We start from the raw sequence: 15,227 nt of genomic DNA, 5'->3' as shown, positions 1-15,227 counted from the left end.
AACGAACACGTGAAAAAGCGCCCGCAAGGGCGCTTTTTTATTTGATGTGCCGGAGTACGACTTCCGCGGCAATATCGCCGGACGGTCTGCCCGTCACCATACGCCGCGCGATTTCGGCGAAACCATCCTTCTGCCAGGCGCGCACGCCGGTGTCGGCGAACAACGTTTCCAGTTGCCGGGCGAGGTTCTCCGGCACGACGTACCGGTTGTAGAACTCCGGTACGAGGGCGCGGTCGGAGATCAGATTGGGCAGCAGCGCCGACCAGACGGAAATGAGATGCGGCATGACGAGCCGCGCCACGGCATCGAGCTTGTAGCAGGACACCATCGGAACGCCAGACAGGGCCAGTTCGAGCGATACCGTCCCCGAGGCGATCAGCGCGGCATCGGCCTTGCCGAAAGCCTGCCACTTGCGTTCGGGCTCGACGATGATCTCCGGTTTGTCGTCCCAGCTGGCGACCGAAGCCCTGACCAGATCGGCGACATGCGGCACTGTCGGCAAGAGCAGGCGCAAGCGATGCCCGCGCTGGCGCAGGATCGACATCGTCTTGCCGAACGGGTCGATCAGCCGGCGTACTTCGCCGCGACGGGAGCCTGGCAGCACCAGCAGCGTCTTCATGCGATCCTGCGACAGGTCCCGCTGCAGGCCTTGCGCCGCAGCGGCGCCAAGCACGCCCGGATCTCGCGTCAGCCGATGCCCGACATAAGTGCCGGGCGGGCCGCCGAGGCGGGCGAGCGCCTTCACCTCGAAGGGCAGGATGCAAAGGATATGGTCGACATAGGGTTTCATCGCCACCGCCCTGCCCGGCCGCCATGCCCAGACGCTCGGGCAGACATAGTGGACGATCGGGATCGACGGATTTGCCCCACGCACCTTCCTCGCGACGCGCAGCGAAAAATCCGGGCTGTCGATGGTGATGAGGCAGTCAGGTTTTTCGGCGGCGATCGTGGCTGCCGTCTGGCCGATCCGCGTGATCAGCCACGGCAGGTCACGCAGGATGGCGCTGAAGCCCATCAGCGCGATCTCACTGCTGTCGAACAGGGATTTCAGGCCGAGCGCCTGCAGATGCCGGCCGCCAATGCCGAGAAGCTGAACATCGCGGCCGGTCGTCCGTTTCAGCGCCGCGACGATGTCGGCGCCAAGCAGGTCCCCCGATTCCTCGCCGGCGACGATGGCGATCTTGAGCGGCCTGTCATTGGCCATGGGCCGGCTCCTCGACAGGCAGGCCGACGATGAACAGGCCGAGCGCATTGGCGCGCGCGATGGTGTCGGGAGCTTCAAGGATCAGCGAGCGGCCTGCCTCCACGGCAATCCCGGCCAGTCCCGCTTCATGCGCGGCCGCGACAGTCTGCGGGCCGATGGACGGCAGATCGGCGCGCAGTTCCTGACCGGGCTTGGCGCATTTGACCAGAACGCCGCGCATCTTGCCGGCGAGCCTGCCATGGTCGCGCAATTGCCGGGTCCGCTCGAGCAGTCCGTTGGTGCCCTCGATGCCCTCCAGCGCGATCACCCGGCCGCCGATCGCGACCGCGGCCTGCCCGATATCGAGCGCGCCGATCGCCTTTGCCGCGGCCCTGGCGGCCGCGATGTCGCGCCAGTCGGATTTGCTCGGCCCGGCCGTGGTCAGCGAGCCATCGCTCGCAAGCAGTTCGGGCACGATCTCATGTGCGCCAACAACCTTGATGCCGCGCTTTTCCAGAAAACGCGTCAGCATCCTAAGCAAGCCGTCATCACCGCGCGCCAGCCCCATCACCACCGTAGGCACAGCGGCCAGCAGGCCGAGGCTCGGCCTCATGGCGGTCAATTTCGGCCTGCGCTTGATCTCGCCGGCCAGCACGAGGTGGCTGATCCGCTTGCGCCTGAGCAAAGGTACCAGCGAGCCGAACGCTTCGAGCGCGAGCTGCTCGGTCTCGTAGCCGGCGAGGTCCTGCATGCGGTCGACCTCGCCCTCGGCCGCGATGATGATCGGCGAATGACCTTGCCTTGCGAGGCTAGCGGCGACTTCCACCGGCAGGCTGCCGCCACCGGCAATGATGCCGACCCTGGAGCCTGGCGCGAGGTCTAGCTTGGCTTCGGCAGCCTCAGCCTTCATCGTCGGCATCGTCGCCGTCGCCGCCCTTGAGCGACGGGACGGCATAGTGCCGCTTGCCGCGACTGGCGATGAAATCGATGATCTTCATGGCCGTGGGCGAGGAGGCGAATTCCGCCTTGGCGAATTCGATGTTCTCGCCGACGGTTCGGGAGCGGTCGAAGATCGTCCGGTAGGCCTTGCGCAACAGGTGGATCTCGGTGCGCGGCAGGCCGGCACGCTTCAGCCCGATGATGTTGAGGCCGCGCAGGCTGGCGCGGTTGCCGACGGCGATCGCATAGGGAATGACGTCGCCGACGACGGCCGAGCAGCCGCCGATGAAGGCGTTGTTGCCGATGCGGACGAACTGGTGAACGGCCGTGAGGCCGCCAATGTAGACGTTGTCGCCGATCTCGCAGTGACCGCCCAGCGTCGCGCCATTGGCAAAGGTGGCGTTCTTGCCGACGACGCAGTCATGGGCGATGTGGGCATAGGCGAGGAAATTGCCATTGTCGCCAACCGTCGTCTCGCCGCGGCTGGAATCGGTGCCGAGATGCATGGTCACACCTTCGCGGATCGTGCAGTTCTCGCCGATCACCAGCGTCGTGCGGCCGCCCTTGTGCTTTGTGTTCTGCGGCGGCGCACCGAGTACGGCCATCGGATAGACCTTGGTGGCGGCGCCGATGGTGGTGGCGCCGATCACCGAGACATGGCCGACCAGCTCGACACGGTCGCCGATGACGGCATCGGGGCCGATGTGGCAGAAGGGTCCGATGCGAACGCCTTCGCCGAGCTGGGCACCTTCTTCGACGACCGAGGAAGGGTGGATTTCAGTCTGGACTTTCATGAGCATTTTGAACCGTCAGCCGGTAACCATCATAGCCGAGACCTCGGCTTCCGCAGCCTTTGCCCCATCCACCATCGCTTCACAGGCGAATTTGAGCAGATTGCCGCGCTTCTTGATCTTCTTGACGTGGATCCTGAGCTGGTCGCCGGGAACGACCGGCTTGCGGAACTTCGCATTGTCGATGGTCATGAAATAAACCAGCGACGGCTTTTCCGTGTTGAGGCTGCGGATACAGATCGCGCCGGCGGTCTGCGCCATGGCTTCGATGATCAGCACGCCGGGCATCACCGGCTGCTGCGGGAAATGGCCCTGGAAATGCGGCTCGTTGATGGTCACGTTCTTGATGCCGACGGCGGACTCGTCGCCGTCGATGTCGACGATGCGGTCGATCAGCAGGAACGGATAGCGGTGCGGCAGGAGCTTCATCAGCCCCATTATGTCGACCGCCTCGAGCGTCGCCACCATATCAGCCATTCCCATCGCCCTGTTTGCGGGTCCTGGCCAGCTTGCGCAACATGGCGATTTCACGCATGGCCTCGGCCATCGGCTGCGCCGGGTAGCCTCCCCAGATCTCGCCCGCCGGGACGTTGCTCATGAATCCGCTTCTCGCTGCAAGCTTGGCCCCAGGCCCTATGGTCAAATGATCGGCGAGGCCGACGCCGCCACCCATGGTGACACCGTCGCCGACGACGACGGAACCGGAAATACCCGAAAGCCCGGCTATAATGCAATTGCGACCGATGCGAACATTGTGGGCGATCTGCACCAGATTGTCGATCTTGGTGCCCTGGCCGATGATGGTGTCGGACATCGCGCCGCGATCGACGGTCGAATTGGAGCCGATCTCGACGTCGTCCTGGATGATGACGCGACCGATCTGCGGCACGCGCTCCGGGCCCTTGGCGCCGGCTACGAAGCCGAAACCGTCCTGGCCGATCCTGGCGCCGCCATGGATGATGACGCGGTTGCCGACCAGCGCGTACTGCACGCTGGCGCCTGGGCCGATATAGCCGTCACGACCGATCTGGGAGGAATTGCCGATCACAGCATTCGGAGCGATGATGGTGCCGCTGCCGACCGAAACGCGCGGGCCGATGACCGCGCCGGCCTCGACGATCGCGCCGGCCTCGACATGCGCCGATGGGTCGATATGGGCATGCGGCGAGATACCGGTTTCGCCAGTCATTGGCCCGGGTGTGGCGGCGTGCGGGAACAGCAGCCGACCGACCAGCGCGAATGCCTGCTGCGGGCGCGGATGGGTAAGCACCGCTATACCCGCCGGCGCCTTGCTGGCGAAGTCGACCGGGCAAAGAACAGCCGCGGCCTTCAGCGACGGCATGAGGGCAAAATTGCGCTTGCCGTCGACGAAGACGAGCGCGTTCTCGCCGCCTTCATTGGCCGGCGCCAGGGCTTCGATCGAAACATGGGACTGAGCGGAATCGACAAGCTGCGCGCCGGTCAGATTCGCGACTTCGCCGGCCGTATACCGGCGTGATGGCGCGAAGAACACCGGATCGGTCATTCCAGAAGCAATATCCAGCTAGGTCGGATCACTCTCTTCCGGACCGCATGCGGCCCGGAAGAATTGTTCCCCGCGGATCAGAAACGGGTCGCTATGCCGAAGTTGAATTCCTGCACGTCGTCGGTCGGTTCCTTCTTGACCGGAACCGCATAGTCGATGCGGATCGGGCCAAACGGCGACGCCCACATCAGGCCGATGCCGACCGAGGCGCGCAGCTTCATGTCGGTTGAGGTCTGGCTGACGGTCGTCACCTTGCTGCCGTACAAGGTAGCAGCATCGGCGAAGACAGCACCGCGCAGGCCGAAGCTTTCCGGAATGACCGGCAGCGGGAACTGCGCTTCAGCCGAAGCATTGAAGTAGGTCGTGCCGCCGAGGTGATCGCCGGTCGCGATGTCCGCCGGGCCGATACCGCCATATTCAAAGCCACGGATCATGCGATCGTTGCTCTGGAACTGATCGAAAATACGCAGCCCATTATCGCCAAACCCTGCGATATGACCCGCGCCGGCGGATACCAGACCGACCAGATCGAGCTGTTCGGACAAGGTCTGGTAGACACTTGCCCGCCCGGTCACCTTCACCCACTTGGCGTCGCCGCCGAGACCGGCAACTTCGGTCGTACCGTTGATGTAGAGACCCTCATGCGGGTTCTTCATATCGTCGATGGTGTTGTAGACCAGGCCCACGCTGACCGAGGACTTCAGCCAGGGGCTTTCGGCGATACCGTCCTTGATGGCCTGCGAAAGGTCGCAATCGCCCTGAGTGCCATCGTCATTGTCGTCGCAGTTGTCGTATTTGTACTTCTCCTGCGCGATATTGTACGCCAGCTGGGTGGAGATGCTGTCGGTGATCGGCAGGCCGAAGCGCACGGTCGCACCCAGCGTCTCGCTGTCGTAGTGGTCGTAATTGCGCGTCTGCTGGAAGATATCGAAGCCGGCGGCAATGCGGCGCCCGAGGAAATAGGGCTCGGTGAAGGAGAGGCTGTAGTCGCGCGAGTTCTTGCCGCCGCCCGCCGCCACCTTGATGTACTGGCCGCGGCCGAGGAAGTTGCGCTCCGTGATCGAACCTTCGACCGACGGGCCGGGCGTATCGCCACCGGTCGAATAGCCGGCGCCGATCGAGAATTCGCCGGTCGACTTCTCGACCACATCGACCACCAGCACGACCTGATCGGGCTGCGTGCCCGGCACGGTCGAGATGTCGACTTTCTCAAAGTAATTGAGCGCTTCCAGGCGCTTCTTCGCGCGCTGGATAAGCACCTGGTTGAAGGCGTCGCCTTCGCTGACATCGAACTCGCGGCGAATGACGTAGTCGCGCGTGCGGTCGTTGCCGCGGATTTCGATGCGTTCGATATAGGCCTTGGTGCCCTGGTCGATCGTGTAGACGACCGAAATGGTGTGGTTCTCGAAGTTGCGGTCGCCGCGCGGCGTCACCTGGGCGAACGCATAGCCGGAGCCGGCGACCTTCTCGGTCAGCGCGACGATGGTATCCTCGACATCCTTGGCGTTGTAGACATCGCCCTTGTGGGTCTCGACCACCGATTCCAGCGACTTCGAGTCGACCTCGGGAATCGTGCTTTCGACGCTGACGTCGCCGAAGGTGTAACGGTCGCCTTCCTGCACGGTGATGGTGACCGTGTATTTGTTGGTGGCGTCGTCGAGTTCGCCGACCGCCGAGACGACCTGGAAATCGGCATAGCCGTGATTGTAGTAGAAGCGGCGCAACAGCTCCTGGTCGGCGCGCAGCTTGTCCTCGTCATAGACGTCGTCGCGCAGCACGAAGGACAGCCAGGACGAACGCTTGGTGTTGATCACATCGGAGAGACGACGGCTCGAATAGGCGCTGTTGCCGACGAAATTGATCGCGGCGATCTGGGTGCGGCCGCCTTCATTGACATTGAAGACGACATTCACGCGGTTGTCGCCGAGTTCCATGATCTGCGTCGTCACCGCGGCGTCGTCGCGACCGATGCGCCGGTAGGCGGCCTTGACCGCCTCGACATCGGAATCAAGCGTCTGCTGCGAGAAGGTCGCGCGCGGCTTGAGCTGGACGGCGGCCTGCAGCGCGTTGTCCTTGAGCTTCTTGTTGCCCTGGAACAGGACCTGGTTCACGACCTTGTATTCGGAAACCTTGACGACCAGTGTCGAGCCGACCTGGTTGATCTGCACGTCCGAGAACAGGCCGGTGCCGAACAGCGCCTTGACCGCGTCGTCGATATCGGAGCTGGAGAACGCCTTGCCGGGCTTGATCGAGATGTAATTGCGGATGGTGTCGGCGTCGACGCGCTGGTTGCCGCTGACCTCCACTCTTGAGACGACTGCGGCCTCGGCTACCGATGTGGCAACGAACTGCACTGCGAGCGCGCCTGGCACAACCAGAGCGGCGGACAAAGCCACCGCGGACGCGGCGCTCATAAACTTGGATGCTGCCTTCATCGGGCTTTTGTACCTTTTCTCGAAGTCCCCACGGCGAGAAAACCGGACGTGCGGTAATTTTCCCCTACCGTATTAACCGGATTTTCCCTACACGCAAGGCTTCTGGTTAATTTGTATTTACTTAACCCTGGTGCGTGGCTTTCGCGTCACGCATATCCCCACGCATGGTAAACGGCGTCTCAACATTGCGGGTGCCGAAGCCAAATTTCTTCATGATTTCAGCACCCAAACAGATCGTTCCAGAATACGAAGCCCATAAAGCCCAGAACCAGAAGCAGTCCGGTCCGGTAGGCCATTTCCATCGTCCGCTCCGACACCGGCCGCCGGATGACGGCCTCCACGCCGTAGAACAACAGGTGGCCGCCGTCGAGGGGGGGAATCGGAAGAAGATTGAGAATACCTATCCCGACTGACAGGAATGCAACAAGCTGCACCAGCCATTCGAAGCCGAGTTTCGCTGCCTGGCCCGACATTTTCGCGATCTTGATCGGCCCACCCAACTGGCATTTGTCCTCGCGGCCGGCGACGAAACGCTGCAGGAACTGGCCGGTGCGCTGGATGACATGCCCCGTCTCCTCTATGGCTGCGCCCACCGCACCGACGGGATTGTAGGTGACCACGCGCGCCTGGCCGAGCTCGGTGCTGTTGACCACGCCGATGACGGCCACCTTGATCTTGTTGCCTAGCGCATCCTGCTGCTCCATCGGCAAAGGTGTCGCCGTGAGCGTAATCTCCTTGCCATCGCGCAGCATGGTGAAGGCGATGGCATCGCCGGCGCGGCCCTGAACCAGGCGCTGGACGTCGGCGAAGGTTTCGACCGTGCTGCCGTCGACTTTGACGAATCGGTCGCCCGGCAGGATGCCGGCCTTCTCGGCCGGACTGCCGGCGGTGACCTCGGCCACCATCGGATCCAATACAGGGCGGCCATAGACCGAAAACAATACGGCAAAGACGACTATCGTCAGCAGGAAATTGAACAGCGGCCCGGCCACCACGGTCGCGGCGCGTTTCCAGATCGGCTGGGTATGGAAAGCGACCTCGCGCTCCGAATCGCTCAGCGCCTCCAGGTCTTCGGCGCTCGGCTGGCTCGACGTGGCATTCATGTCGCCGACGAATTTCACATAGCCGCCAAGCGGTATGGCGCAGAGCTTCCAGCGCGTGCCATGGCTGTCGTTGAAGCCGAAGAGCTCGGGGCCGAAGCCGATCGAAAAGGCCTTGACGCCGATGCCGCACCAGCGGCCGATGAGGTAGTGGCCCATTTCGTGCACGAAGACCACCACGGTCAGCACGAACAGGAACGGCACCAGCGTGCCGAGAACGAAGCCTTCCGTGCTGAACAACGCGTGAAAAATCTCGTTCAAGTCGTGTCCTCAAAACCGTGCGCGACGCAGGCCGTGCCGCGACTGTGACATCAATCCAGGCGAATCCGTGGCGTTGCCCGTTTTTCGCCCTGCGGCATGCGGTTCAAATCGGAAACAGCCCCTGCGCCGGATGATCGGCGCCCGCCGAGATCCAGCCGATGACGTACAGGGCCAGAGCCGCCGCGACAAGCCCGTCCACCCTGTCCATGACGCCGCCATGGCCAGGAATGAGGTTGCCGGAGTCCTTCTGGCCGTGGCGGCGCTTGACCCAGGATTCGAAGAGGTCGCCTGCCTGCGCCACGACTGACAAGGCGAGCGCGACAAGGCCGAGCGTGCCGAGATTGCCGGCGCCGGCCGCCGCCGCCAGAAGCACGCCGGCCACCACGCCGCCGACGGCACCGCCCAGCGCCCCGCTCTGCGTCTTGCCGGGCGAGATCGACGGCGCCAGCTTCGGGCCGCCAACGGCGCGGCCGACGAAATAGGCCGCTATGTCGGTTGCCCAGACCACGGCGAACAGGAACAGGATGGCAATCAGGCCTGAATGGTCGCCGTCGCGCAGCAGTGCCAGCGACAGACCGGAGAGCGACGCATAGGCCAGACCAGCGGCGTCCCATTGCGTCGCCCCGCGCATTTGAGCGCTGGCGGCCGTGATGACTACCACGACCACGATGAGAGTGAGCAACCAGGATGCCGGCACGCCCGCAATCAAGAAACCGATGAATGCCAGCAGCAGCGTTTCCGGCAGAAAGCCCAGGGCACTGCCGGCTGCCGGGCGCGCCATGCGTGACCACTCATAGAAAATGGTGGAGACGATGAGGGCGCAAAGAAAGCGGAACGGCAAGCCGCCGAGCCAGGTGAGCCCAAGGGTGACGATGGCCAGCACGACCGCCGAGATGACGCGCAGCTGGAGGTTGCTCATCTGGCCGCCGCTCACGAAGCGACGTCTTGGGCGGCAAGCCCGCCGAAACGGCGCTCGCGGCTGGCGAAGTCGCGCAACGCGTCGGCCAGGTGCTCGCGGCTGAAATCGGGCCAGTAGCAAGGCAGGAACACCAGCTCGCTGTAAGCCGCCTGCCACAGAAGGAAATTCGACAACCTCAGCTCGCCGCTGGTGCGGATGACCAGCTCCGGGTCGGGAATGCCATCGGTGTCGAGCGCGCCGGCAAAGGCCTCCGCGGTGATCGCCTCGGCGGTGATCTCGCCGCGCACGGCGGCAGCGGCAAGCTTGCGCGCCGCGCGCACGATCTCGTCGCGCCCGCCATAGTTGAAGGCGATGACCAGCGTCAGTGCCTCGTTGCCAGCGGTCAGCGATTCGGCTTCATGCAGCAGGCCCCTGATATCAGGCTGCAGCCCTGCCCTGTCGCCGACGATTCGCACTCGCACGCCGTTCTGATGCAGTTCGGCAAGGTCGCGACGGATGAACAGCTTCAGCAGGCCCATCAGGTCGCTGACCTCGGATTTCGGCCGCGACCAGTTTTCCGACGAGAAGGCGTAGACGGTCAGGAACGAGATGCCGAGGTCCGGCGCGGCGCGCACCGTCTTGCGCAAGGCCTCGACGCCAGCGCGATGGCCGGCAAGCCGCGGCATGCCGCGCGCCTTGGCCCAGCGTCCGTTTCCATCCATGATGATCGCGACATGCGCGGGCGTTGCCATGGTCTCGCTTTCGGGCCGGTGAAGGGCCGACCCTAAACCTGCATGATTTCAGCTTCCTTATCGGAAAGCAGATGGTCGATGGTGCTGATCATCTCGTCAGTCAATTTCTGCACCTGATCTGAACGCTTGCGGTGATCGTCCTCACTGATGTTGCCGTCTTTTTCGGCCTTCTTGAGGAAATCCATGCCGTCGCGGCGGACATGACGGACAGCGACGCGGGCGTTCTCTGCATAGCCGTGCGAGATCTTGACCAGTTCCTTGCGGCGCTGCTCGTTGAGCTCCGGCAGCGGGATCCTCAGATTGGTGCCGTCGACGATCGGGTTGAAGCCGAGGTTGGATTCGCGGATCGCGCGGTCGACGGCGCCGACCATCGCCTTGTCCCAGACCGACACCGACAGCATGCGCGGTTCCGGCACGGACACGTTCGCCACCTGGTTGATCGGCATCGTGGTGCCGTAGGCCTGGACCTGGATCGCGTCGAGCAGGTTGCTGGACGCGCGCCCGGTGCGCAGCGAAGCCAGGTCATGCCGGAACGCGGCGATCGCCCCGTCCATGCGCCGCTTGAGGTCGTCGAACTCACCACTCATCATTGTCTCCTCGACCCGTTTGCCGGGTTCACTGTTTCAGGGCAGCAGCCCCGTGCTCGAGCCTTGTTCCGAAAACCGCCTTGCCGCTTTTCATTAGCGGGCTTCCGGCCGGTATCAGCACCGGATCAATCGTCCGCAACGACCGTGCACCGGCCGCCGCCCCTCAGAATGTCGCCAAAACCACCTTTTTCGTGGATCGAATAGACGATTATCGGAATGTTGTTTTCGCGCGCAAGTGCAATCGCTGCCGTATCCATGATCGAAAGCCCACGTTTGATCACTTCGGCATGGCTGATGCGTTCGAAGCGGGTCGCGTTCGGGTCTTTCTTGGGATCGGCGGAGTAGACGCCGTCGACCTGGGTGCCCTTGAACAGCGCGTCGGCGCCGATCTCGGCAGCGCGCAGCGCTGCGGCCGAATCGGTGGTGAAGAACGGATTGCCGGTGCCGCCGGCGAAGATGACGACCTTGCCCTGGTTCATGTAGGCGGTGGCCTGGCGCTGGGAAAAGCTCTCGCAAAGCTCCGGCATGGCGATTGCCGACAGCACCACGGCCTCGACGCCGATCTTGTTCAGCGAGGTGCGCAGCGCCAGCGAGTTGATGACGGTGGCAAGCATGCCCATGTGGTCGCCGGTGACGCGGTCGCCGCCCTTGGACGCAACCGCCACGCCGCGGAAGATGTTGCCGCCGCCGATGACGACACCGACCTCGATGCCGAGCGCGCGCGCCTCGGCAATATCGGCGGCGATGCGATCGACCACCGAGACGTCGATGCCAAAATGCTGCTCGCCCATCAGCGCTTCGCCCGACGCTTTCAGCAAGACACGTCGGTAGAGGGGCTTCGCCGTCATCTGATCCTCGTCATTGTGCGTGTGATGCGCCTGGGGTGGCCGCCCTCGCGCAGGCGCCGCGCCAAAACACCGGCGCGATGCGAGTTCCGATACACGAAGGGCGCCGCGATGTCACGCGGCGCCCCTGCGCAATCCCCGCCCGCTGACTGCGGCCAATCAGTCGTTGGCGACGCTGACGGCTTCGCCTTCGATCAACACCGGAGACGCATAGCCGGCGGGCTTGTCGCCGGTCGTGGCGCCGCCGGTGACCCGGCCCTGTATCTCGAAGCCGAAATAGGAATGGGGGAATGGCGCCGGGGAGCTGCTTACCGTCTCCAGTCTGTCGCGAAGCGCGGCTGGAATTGAAATGTCCAGCGCCGCGAGATTGTCCTGCAGCTGGGCAAGCTTCGTCGCGCCGAGGATGACCGAGGCGATGCCCGGCTGCGTCGCCACCCAATTGAGCGCGACCTGGGGCATGCTGCGGCCGAGTTCGGCGGCAACCTTCTCGAGTTCTGCAACGATTGCCCAGTTGCGTTCGGTGAATTTCTGGAACCCCGGATGGGTGGTGTTGCGGAAACCGTCGAGCCGGCCGGCATTTCCGGCCTGCGCCGGCCGGTACTTGCCGCTGAGCAGACCGCTCGCCAGCGGGCTCCAGACCATGATGCCCGCCCCGTGACGCGTGCCGAAGGGGACGAATTCGTGCTCGATCGAGCGCTCGGCGAGCGAATATTCCAGCTGCAGGGCCGAAACCGGTTCATAGCCGCGCAATTCGGCGATCGCCTGGGCACGGCCGGCATACCAGGCCGGCACGTCCGACAGGCCGATATGGCGCACCTTGCCTGCCCGCACCAGGTCGTCCAGCGTGCGCATGACCTCCTCGGCCGGCGTCAGCCGGTCCCATACATGCAGCAGGTAGAGGTCGATATAGTCGGTGCCGAGCCGCCGCAGCGAGGCCTCCACCGCGCGCAAGATGTTTTTGCGGCCGTTGCCGCCGCCGTTCGGGTTGTCGGGCGCGGTGTTCATGGTGAACTTGGTGGCGATCACCGCCTTGTCGCGCAGTCCGCGCTCGGCGACGAACTCGCCCAGCCAAGCCTCGCTCGTGCCATTGGTGTAGAGGTCGGCGGTGTCGAAGAAGTTGCCGCCGGCCTCGACATAGGCGTCGAACATGGACCGGGCGGTCGCCTTGTCGGCTCCCCAGCCCCATTCGGTGCCGAAGGTCATGGTGCCGAGCGCGAGGCGGCTTACCCGAAGGCCGCTGTTGCCGAGGGTGTAGTAATTCATCGTCATTGTGTCGTTCCGTTCCAGATCCAGATGCCGCCATTCAGCGGCCGGGAGTGGCCTTGACCCACGGGTTGCCGCGCTCATGCGTCATGCGGAACGTGAAGCCATCCACTTTCCAGCCGGCTTGCGTGCGGGTCAGATGGTGTTCGTAGGTGCCCCAGACCTCCCAGAGCGGGTCGCCATTGCCTTCCATCCGGTTCCAGGCGTAGCCGTTCGACGACACGGTGGCGCCGTCGCCTGCGATGACCACCTGATGGTTGGTGCGCAGGTGCAGGCTCGTCTTGTTGCCTCTGAGGTTTGCCGACCACGTCCCGATCAGCTCGTCCGAGGCGATGGTGGACGGCGGCTGTCCTGAGAGGCTGCTGAAATCTACGGTGACCCGATCCGCGAAATAGCTACGGGCAAGCGGCCATTCCTGCGCGTCGACGGCGCGGTCGATCGCGTCGGCGATGCGGATGACTGCGCGCTCATCGGCGAGCGCGCGCCAGTCCGACGGTTCCGCTCCGCCGGCATCGAGCGGTGCCAATGCCATGCCTGCCGCGAAGGTAACGTGCTTCAACGCATTCATCTTGTCTTCTCCTTGTGCATCAGCCCACTGCCGATGCATTGGCGGCAATGTGGACCGCTCTGTGAGATACGATAAGATTGCATTGTGCGAACAGACTATGCGATACCGCTCATCAATGGATCGCGATCTGCTTAGCCATCTGCCTGTCGTCGTCGCCGTCGCGCGACGCGGCGGCTTCGCGCTTGCCGCGGCCGAGCTCGGCATGAGCCCGTCGGCGGTCAGTCATGCGGTGCGTTTGGTCGAGGAGCGGATCGGTCAGCCGTTGTTCGCGCGCACGACGCGCAGCGTTTCGCTGACCGAGGCCGGCAAGGCATTGATCGAGGCCGCGGCCCCTGCCCTGCAGGACATCGCCGAACGCATGGACCGAATCCGCGGCATCGGTGGCCGCCCGGCCGGGCTGCTCAGGATCAACGTCTCCCATATCGCCATCCCCTTGGCGGTGACGCCAGTGGTGGCGGCAATGGCGGAGCGCTATCCCGAGGTGACCGTCGAGCTGTTTGCCGATCAGGGTCTCGTCGACATCGTCGGAGAGGGTTTCGACGCCGGCATCAGGCTGGGCGAAATGATCGCGCAGGATATGGTGGCGGTCCGGCTGACGCCGCCATTCAGCGTCGTGATGGCCGCTTCGCCGGCCTATGTCGGGCGCCGCGGCCGGCCCGCCGCCGTCGCCGATCTCGCCAGCCACAATTGCATCGGCTACCGCCTCGTGCGCAGCGGCGCGCTCTATCGCTGGGACCTGAGCGAGGACGGCAAGGACGTCTCCGTGGAAACGAACGGCACGGTAATCGTCACCGATTCGCTCGCCGCGATCGACCTCGCGCTTGCCGGGGTTGGGATCATCTATGTCTTCGAGCCGCTGGTGCGCGCCCACATTGCCGCTGGCCGCCTCGTGCAGATCCTGCCGCAGTCGACGATCGAGGAACCCGGCCTGTTCCTCTATTTCCCGCGGCGGGCCTCGATGGCGCCGAAGCTCAGGGCCTTCATTGATACCGCGCAAGAAATCGGCCGGGCATCCTCGCGGACGCCCGGCCGTGCTGCCTGAGCTGTTTAGCCTTACTTCTGCTTCGGGCTATTTCTTGATCGCCGCCGCGACTTCCGCGGCGAAATCGGTCTCTTCCTTCTCGATGCCTTCGCCGAGCGCGAAGCGCAGGTAGGCCGTGATCTTGGCCGGCGCGCCGATCTCCTTCTCGGCATCCTTCAGCGCCTTCTCGACGGTGATGTCGGGATTGAGCACGAAGGCCTGCTTCAGGAGCACCACCTCTTCGTAGAACTTGCGCAGACGGCCTTCGACCATCTTCTCGATGATCGCTTCCGGCTTGCCGGACTGGCGCGCCTGGTCGGAGAAGATCGCCTTCTCACGCTCGACCGCGGCCGGGTCGATCTGCTCGGCGGTCAGAGCCATCGGGTTGGTGGCGGCGACATGCATGGCGACCTGACGGCCAAAGGCGTTGGCGGCATGCTCGTTGCCGGTGGTCTCGATCGCCACCAGCACGCCGAGCTTGCCGAGGCCGTCGGCGACGGCGTTGTGGACATAGGTCGCGACCGCGCCATGCGGCACGGTGAGCTTGGCCGATCGGCGGAAATTGATATTCTCGCCGATGGTGCCGACCGCGTCCTTGATGGTCTCGGTGACCGACTTGTCGGAACCCGGATACTTGGCCGCGGCCACCGCCTCGGTCGTGCCGTAGGCGAGCGCGACCTTCGCGACATTGCGGACGAGTTCCTGGAACTGCTCGTTGCGTGCAACGAAATCGGTCTCGGAATTGACCTCGACAATGGCAGCTTCACGCACACCCGAATCGACGCCGATCAGGCCCTCGGCGGCGGTGCGGCCGGCCTTCTTGTCGGCCTTGGAGATGCCCTTCTTGCGCAGCCAGTCGACGGCCTCTTCCATGTTGCCGTTGGTCTCGTTCAACGCCGCCTTGCAGTCCATCATGCCCGCGCCGGTCAAGTCGCGGAGTTCTTTGACCTGTGCAGCCGAAATGCTCATTGTCGCCTCTTTGTTTCAAATGCGCCGACGCACCATCGATTCCCGATGATGCGCCCGGCAACAGCGCTTAGCGCGCCAAGATATTGGAAA

General features: G+C 64.1%; 14 protein-coding genes and 1 pseudogene. 1 reads left to right on the top strand and 14 read right to left on the bottom strand.

Annotated elements, in window-relative coordinates:
* Positions 1–37: 37 nt before the first annotated feature.
* From lpxB to JG743_RS16955, 13 genes and pseudogenes are all read right to left on the bottom strand, one after another.
* Positions 38–1,204 carry a lipid-A-disaccharide synthase gene (gene lpxB, locus JG743_RS17015; RefSeq protein WP_202291838.1) on the bottom strand — a complete coding sequence of 389 codons (1,167 nt, stop codon included), beginning with the start codon at positions 1,202–1,204 and terminating at the stop codon, positions 38–40.
* Entirely contained in the window at positions 1,194–2,102 is a 909-nt protein-coding gene (locus JG743_RS17010) for an LpxI family protein (protein WP_202291836.1), read from the bottom strand. The genes lpxB and JG743_RS17010 overlap by 11 nt, the downstream gene beginning before the upstream one ends.
* On the bottom strand, positions 2,083–2,916 hold the full coding sequence (gene lpxA, locus JG743_RS17005) for an acyl-ACP--UDP-N-acetylglucosamine O-acyltransferase (protein WP_202291826.1): 834 nt from the start codon (positions 2,914–2,916) through the stop codon (positions 2,083–2,085). Before lpxA ends, JG743_RS17010 begins: the two co-directional genes overlap by 20 nt.
* 15 nt (positions 2,917–2,931) lie before the next feature.
* A complete protein-coding gene (fabZ, locus tag JG743_RS17000) occupies positions 2,932–3,390 on the bottom strand; it encodes a 3-hydroxyacyl-ACP dehydratase FabZ (RefSeq protein ID WP_126054471.1) in 459 nt (152 codons plus the stop codon).
* Positions 3,383–4,438 carry a UDP-3-O-(3-hydroxymyristoyl)glucosamine N-acyltransferase gene (gene lpxD / locus JG743_RS16995; protein WP_202291816.1) on the bottom strand — a complete coding sequence of 352 codons (1,056 nt, stop codon included), beginning with the start codon at positions 4,436–4,438 and terminating at the stop codon, positions 3,383–3,385. The genes fabZ and lpxD overlap by 8 nt, the downstream gene beginning before the upstream one ends.
* A gap of 77 nt (positions 4,439–4,515) precedes the next feature.
* Positions 4,516–6,873 carry an outer membrane protein assembly factor BamA gene (gene bamA / locus JG743_RS16990; protein WP_202291805.1) on the bottom strand — a complete coding sequence of 786 codons (2,358 nt, stop codon included), beginning with the start codon at positions 6,871–6,873 and terminating at the stop codon, positions 4,516–4,518.
* A 218-nt stretch (positions 6,874–7,091) separates the two neighbouring features.
* Positions 7,092–8,234, bottom strand: a complete 1,143-nt coding sequence (rseP, locus tag JG743_RS16985) for an RIP metalloprotease RseP (protein WP_202291802.1) — start codon at positions 8,232–8,234, stop codon at positions 7,092–7,094.
* Between the two features lie 103 nt (positions 8,235–8,337).
* Positions 8,338–9,153, bottom strand: a complete 816-nt coding sequence (locus JG743_RS16980) for a phosphatidate cytidylyltransferase (protein ID WP_202291789.1) — start codon at positions 9,151–9,153, stop codon at positions 8,338–8,340.
* A gap of 11 nt (positions 9,154–9,164) precedes the next feature.
* Positions 9,165–9,896: pseudogene (locus tag JG743_RS16975) on the bottom strand (isoprenyl transferase); the annotation flags it as partial.
* A 20-nt stretch (positions 9,897–9,916) separates the two neighbouring features.
* Complete coding sequence (frr, locus tag JG743_RS16970; protein ID WP_202291784.1) at positions 9,917–10,471, bottom strand: ribosome recycling factor; 555 nt, start codon at positions 10,469–10,471, stop codon at positions 9,917–9,919.
* Between the two features lie 125 nt (positions 10,472–10,596).
* On the bottom strand, positions 10,597–11,319 hold the full coding sequence (gene pyrH, locus JG743_RS16965) for a UMP kinase (RefSeq protein ID WP_202291781.1): 723 nt from the start codon (positions 11,317–11,319) through the stop codon (positions 10,597–10,599).
* 156 nt (positions 11,320–11,475) lie between these two features.
* Positions 11,476–12,585 (bottom strand): aldo/keto reductase, encoded by a 1,110-nt coding sequence (locus JG743_RS16960; protein ID WP_202291778.1) that lies wholly within the window; start codon positions 12,583–12,585, stop codon positions 11,476–11,478.
* A gap of 34 nt (positions 12,586–12,619) precedes the next feature.
* The gene (locus JG743_RS16955) at positions 12,620–13,147 is read right to left on the bottom strand and encodes a nuclear transport factor 2 family protein (protein WP_202291775.1); all 528 of its coding nucleotides are present in this window, start codon (positions 13,145–13,147) and stop codon (positions 12,620–12,622) included.
* Between the two features lie 115 nt (positions 13,148–13,262).
* Between JG743_RS16955 and JG743_RS16950 the strand changes: the two genes are divergently transcribed.
* Positions 13,263–14,189, top strand: a complete 927-nt coding sequence (locus JG743_RS16950) for a LysR family transcriptional regulator (RefSeq protein ID WP_202291772.1) — start codon at positions 13,263–13,265, stop codon at positions 14,187–14,189.
* A 27-nt stretch (positions 14,190–14,216) separates the two neighbouring features.
* On the opposite strand, the gene tsf is transcribed toward JG743_RS16950, so the two are convergent.
* Positions 14,217–15,137, bottom strand: coding sequence for a translation elongation factor Ts (tsf, locus tag JG743_RS16945; RefSeq protein WP_202291769.1), 921 nt, complete (start codon positions 15,135–15,137; stop codon positions 14,217–14,219).
* Between the last annotated feature and the right edge of the window lie 90 nt (positions 15,138–15,227).

This window comes from Mesorhizobium sp. 131-2-1 (genome assembly GCF_016756535.1).
Lineage (GTDB): Bacteria > Pseudomonadota > Alphaproteobacteria > Rhizobiales > Rhizobiaceae > Mesorhizobium.
The sequence above is the reverse complement of the archived record's forward strand: the minus strand, read 5'-3'. Positions and strand labels throughout refer to the sequence as shown.